Genomic DNA, 5289 nt, shown 5'->3' with positions numbered 1-5289 from the left:
CAGGGAACAGGGAACAGCAAAGACAGAATTGATACCTCCTGAGTCTTGTATGGCTACGCCACGCAAGCTATCAAAAATCAAATATTATTCCTATATCATCTCCAGTTGAACACTTATCATATCTGTTGAGGGTGGTAATAGGTAATTGGTAATTGGGAAAAGGCAATACAATGATGAACTATATCGTAATTGATTCGGCTGACATGATATAATCATTGTCTGTGGATTTGGTTTCAAATACATACTCCCACCAGTTCATGCCATATTTTCTAATCATTTAAAAACTCTGCCAAACTTGGCACATTTACCCAATTTCCTGTATTATGGGATTGGTGGCATAAATCCATGAGTAATTGGGAATAAACCCCTGCTCGCAAAGAAGGTGTAGTTTGTTCATGGTTAGTAATTCCTTTTACCCATTCATCAACAACACGCAACAAAGCGCAAATCCGCCCATCATGATAATATTGAGGAAAGACAAATTCCTGGGGAATAGCTATTTCTTTCAAAGGTTCACCCGGTTGAGAACTCCAAACCTGAAAGCCATGAATATAGTCTTTTTGATTCTTACTACCTAAAACCAATGTTCCCTTATCTCCATATACTTCTATCCAATGGGTTCTAGGTGCATGAATAACCGCACTAATACAGACTTGGACAGGTGTACCATCAACCAATTCTAGAGATAATAAACAAGTATCATCACTATCAACTAATTGTAATTCACCAGTGGCAGGGTTAATTCTTTCAGGAATAGCAGTCATTAAATGAGCGTTTAATTTCCCAACTGCACCGAATAACCAGTTAATATAATCAAAAGCATGAGAACCTAAAGCACCTAATACACCACCACCTTTTTCTTGAGAAGAATACCAATTCCAAGGACGAGAAACATCAGCACGAGAAGAACCCAACCAGTCAATTTTAATTAACCGAATATTCCCTACATAATTTCTAGCTAGGAGTTGAGCGAAAAATTGCCATTGGGGAACAAACCGAAATTCAAAATCTACAGTAGCAATTACACCTTGATTTTTTGCTAACTGATATAATTCTTTGGCTTCATTGACATTTAAAGTTACAGGTTTTTCTAATAAAAGATGTTTACCAGCTTGTAAAACTTGCTTGGCCATTTCATAGTGTAAAAATGGTGGTGTAGAAATACTCACAGCTTCAACATCAGGTAAAGCCAGAATTTCTCCTAAATTATCACTAACATCGGGGATATTGTGAGTTTCCGCAATAGTTTTAGCTTGATGAATATCTCGATGATAAACAGCGACAATTTTAGTATTATGATGTGCTTGAAATGCGGGAATGTGTACTTTTTGACCAAATCCTGTACCAACAATTGCTACCCCAATCATATCGAATTTTTTCAAGTTTATTTAAGTTTATTTAATCAATCATCGTAGCAAATAATTGCCTTTTCAGAAACCTCAATGGCGAAAGTTATTAATCTGCTGTTTAATTAACAGGTAAAAACAATTGCCATTAAGTAAGTTAGTAAATACAAAATTCTCTCACCTACAGTTGAGGCTGGAGAATTAGTATCTTAATTGGGTAAATTTGCATCTTTCTATGCCTGATTTACACGCATAATTTTTGCTCCTAATTGCTGCAACTTCATATCAAGTCGGTCATACCCCCGATCTAAATGTTGCAATCCTTGAACTGTGGTTGTTCCTGATGCTGCTAACCCTGCTAAAACTAAGGCTGCGGAAGCTCTTAAATCCGTACCTATCACTGGTGCGCCCGACAACATTGGCACGCCACGAACAAAAGCAGTGTTACCTTTGACACGAATATCTGCCCCCAAGCGGTTCAACTCAGAAGCATGACGCAAGCGATTTTCAAACACTGATTCATTAATGATACTATCACCTTCCGCCAAAGTTAGTAAAGCCATAAAAGGTGCTTGCATATCCGTAGGAAAACCCGGGTGAGGTAAAGTATCAATATTGACTGACTTTAGGGTTTGAGTGGGCAAAATTCGTAGACAATCTTGATTTTCCTCAATAATTGATACACCTATTTCCTGTAATTTGGCAATGACGGGAATTAAATGATCAGGTGCAACCGGGGATAGAAGCAGTTCAGAGCGGGTAATTGCTCCAGCAATTAAAAATGTTCCAGCCTCAATCCGGTCAGGAATAATAGTATAATCTGTAGAGTGTAATTCAGGTACACCAACTATAGTAATTGTACTTGTTCCCGCACCTTGAATTTTTGCACCCATGGAGTTACAGAAGTTGGCTAAATCTACGACTTCTGGCTCTCTGGCGGAATTTTCTAGGATAGTTTCCCCGTCTGCTAGGGTAGCAGCCATCATTAAGGTTTCCGTCGCTCCGACACTAGGGGTATCTAAATAGATTTTCGCGCCTCCTAATCTGCCCTTATTTCCAGGAACGTGAGCATGACAAATGCCATGTTCAATTTGCACCTCTGCACCCATGGCTTGCAGTCCCCGAACGTGCAAATCTACCGGTCTAGCACCAATGGCACAACCTCCTGGTAAAGGCATCTGTGCTACTCCTAACCGGGCTAAAATTGGACCAATGGCAAAGAAGCTGGCTCGTAGTTGGGTAACAAGTTCGTAAGGGGCTTTAGATGTGGTAATTTCACGAGCATCAATATCTAAAATGTCACCCTCTCTACTTAAACGTAGTCCTAAAGCTGATAAGACTTGTCCCATGCTATCTACGTCCGCTAATAAAGGAACGTTACGAATGCGACAATCACCGGAACATAGTAAAGTTCCCGCCATGATTACCAGTGCGGAATTCTTCGCTCCGCTAATTTTTACATGACCTGCCAAAGGATGTCCACCACAGATTTGCAAAACTGAGGAGTCCGCTGCCGATGATGACTTTACCTCTGGTAAGCTGCTAGAAGAATTAATAAGCCTGCCTCCAAAAAAATACGTAATTATAAAGGTTTGATGTTGGTTCTGATTTTACATTAATAATTCCTCAGCTTGATGAAGCTAGAAAAATTTTTCGCTAAGTTAAGGCTATAAGATTGTTAGATTTTATCATGCAGTCAGCAAAGTTAACTGGAAAAATGGAGATTGGTAAGAAGGGAAAATTTTTTCCCATGACTTTTTCTATTCTGCCAATTTTTTTCTTGACAAATGCCAACAGTTAGGCGACAATGACAGTCTATGAAGAAGATTGAATGTCAGCGGAACTGGCGGAATTGGCAGACGCGCTAGATTCAGGTTCTAGTGCCGCAAGGCTTCCGGGTTCAAGTCCCGGGTTCCGCATCTCAATTTGGGACTGATCTCAAGTCCGAAATCTCAAGTCTAAGATGGTGTTAACAAGTTTACAAAATTCCCTGGTTAAGCAAGTTCGTAAGTTACACTCTCCCAAAGAGAGGCATAAACAGCAGCTATTTTTATTGGAAGGAACTCATTTACTAGAGGAAGCCTGTGCGGTTACTTATCCGTTAAGTGCGGTATGCTGTACTCCTCAATGGGAAATGAACCATCCCCAATTATGGAAAGCTGTTTGTACCCATTGCGATCGCACAGAAATTGTCAGCCCAGAAATTTTAGCAGCAATGGCCACAACTGTCAATCCTGATGGTATAGTAGCGATCGCTCCACGAGAAGCACAACTCAAAAAAATTCCTCCGACAGGTTTAGTTCTGGCTTTAGAAACTGTCCAAGATCCTGGTAATTTGGGAACTATGATTCGTACAGCCTCCGCTGCTGGGGCATCAGGTTTATGGTTGAGCGCCGATAGTGTAGACTTAGATCATCCCAAGGTTTTACGAGCTTCTGCTGGTCAATGGTTTCGTTTAAACATGGCTGTCAGTCAAGATTTGAAAGCTACGGTTAAGGAAAATCAACAAGCAGGAATGCAGGTAGTAGCCACATTACCTAATGCCGATTTGACTTATTGGCAGGTAGACTGGTGCAAACCTAGTTTAATATTATTGGGTAATGAAGGAGCAGGATTATCAACAGATTTGACTGCTTTGGCAGATATTCAGGTGAAAATTCCCCTGAGTCCTGGGGTAGAATCTTTAAATGTGGGGGTTACTGCTGCTTTAATGTTATATGAAGCTCACAGACAAAGAATTTATAGACATGAATACTGATACTGCTGATTTTTATGAAACAAGGGTTAAGGCTGGGTGCGGTGATGATGACTTTTGGTTTACTAGCCTGTGATAGTTGGTTTACCGCTCCGGGTGATCTGGTGGAACGGGTCAGTGATGGTGATACATTGCTATTAAAAAAAGCAGATGGCAAAAATTTGACAGTGCGGTTTGCTTGTGTTGATGCTCCAGAAATACCCCATTCTCAGCAAAAAAAGAGGAGTAAAATTGGCAGAGATGTGAATCAGTTTGCTTGGGGTGTGAAAGCAAAAACACGGATAGAGGAACTGATTAAACAAACAGACAATCGTGTAAAGTTGAATATTACAGATAGCGATCTCTACGGCAGAAAAATAGCCGAAGTGCGTTTAAAAGATGGGACGTTTTTACAGCAAATATTGTTAAAAGAAGGGTTAGCTAAAGTATATCATCCTTATTTAAATAAATGTCCCAGTCAGAATATATTACAACAAGCTGAGGCAGAAGCCCGACAACAAAGAATTGGCGTTTGGGGTGATAGCAAATTTGTTAATCCTTGGAATTATAGACAAGCAAATAAGTAAAAAACTCTCATCTAGAAACGTATTTGTAAATAATACAACCACGTAAATCATTAAAAGCGATCGCTTTACAAAGGCTTATACATATATGATTCTAAATCATCTCTATAAAATCCTCTTTTCCTGGTGTGCTTTGAGTTTATTGTTTCCTTTATCACTGCGTATGAATGAGTTAACAATAAATCATAATTAAAACTTATCATTATAGAATAATACTTTTAATATTCATAACTTAGGAAAATTCAACTTTAGATTTTCTTAATAATTAATTGAGAATTATTTTTATTTAGTAACGAGCTTGCAATACTTTCCGCGATTTGCTAGAATTATTGAGAATTTCACAATTGGGTTACTATTGTCAATTTTCTACCCTGGTCAAAAGATGATCTTTAAAAGTCTTTACTTATAGTCCTTCCAGAGATCAACTTTCAAAAAAAATACAAAACTTTACAAATTAGCAGTGGTTTTGAAGAGTCAATTGGGTAAAAATTATTCAGCAAAATCATGTACTTTGACCAGTAGAACAAATATACTATTGACAAATAGGTTGATTTATACCTGAGTTCGATATAAATAATCATCCTGAAAACTAATTATATCAGACTTTTCTCAATTAGCAATGATT

Annotated in this window: 4 protein-coding genes and 1 tRNA gene; 3 read left to right on the top strand and 2 right to left on the bottom strand. The window is 38.6% G+C overall.

Annotation, left to right across the window (positions count from 1 at the left end):
- Positions 1–269 precede the first annotated feature (269 nt).
- Both ACIR310F_RS0114205 and murA read right to left on the bottom strand, forming a co-directional pair.
- Positions 270–1367, bottom strand: a complete 1098-nt coding sequence (locus tag ACIR310F_RS0114205; protein WP_028084391.1) for a Gfo/Idh/MocA family protein — start codon at positions 1365–1367, stop codon at positions 270–272.
- A 212-nt stretch (positions 1368–1579) separates the two neighbouring features.
- A complete protein-coding gene (murA, locus tag ACIR310F_RS22620; RefSeq protein WP_071604832.1) occupies positions 1580–2902 on the bottom strand; it encodes a UDP-N-acetylglucosamine 1-carboxyvinyltransferase in 1323 nt (440 codons plus the stop codon).
- Between the two features lie 281 nt (positions 2903–3183).
- Here murA and ACIR310F_RS0114195 point away from each other — a divergent pair.
- From ACIR310F_RS0114195 to ACIR310F_RS0114185, 3 genes are all read left to right on the top strand, one after another.
- Positions 3184–3265, top strand: a tRNA-Leu gene (locus ACIR310F_RS0114195).
- Between the two features lie 47 nt (positions 3266–3312).
- Positions 3313–4104, top strand: coding sequence for a TrmH family RNA methyltransferase (locus ACIR310F_RS0114190; protein WP_028084390.1), 792 nt, complete (start codon positions 3313–3315; stop codon positions 4102–4104).
- A gap of 14 nt (positions 4105–4118) precedes the next feature.
- The gene (locus ACIR310F_RS0114185; protein WP_028084389.1) at positions 4119–4667 is read left to right on the top strand and encodes a thermonuclease family protein; all 549 of its coding nucleotides are present in this window, start codon (positions 4119–4121) and stop codon (positions 4665–4667) included.
- The last annotated feature ends 622 nt before the right edge of the window (positions 4668–5289 follow it).

It is taken from the genome of Dolichospermum circinale AWQC310F (assembly GCF_000426925.1).
Taxonomy (GTDB): Bacteria; Cyanobacteriota; Cyanobacteriia; order Cyanobacteriales; family Nostocaceae; genus Dolichospermum; species Dolichospermum circinale.
This window is presented reverse-complemented; position numbering and strand designations above follow the sequence as displayed.

Excerpts from the sequence above, each read along its gene's own strand:
- ACIR310F_RS0114205 (WP_028084391.1), bottom strand. The coding sequence starts at position 1,367 with ATGATTGGGGTAGCAATTGTTGGTACAGGATTTGGTCAAAAAGTACAC.
- ACIR310F_RS0114185 (WP_028084389.1), top strand. The coding sequence starts at position 4,119 with ATGAAACAAGGGTTAAGGCTGGGTGCGGTGATGATGACTTTTGGTTTA.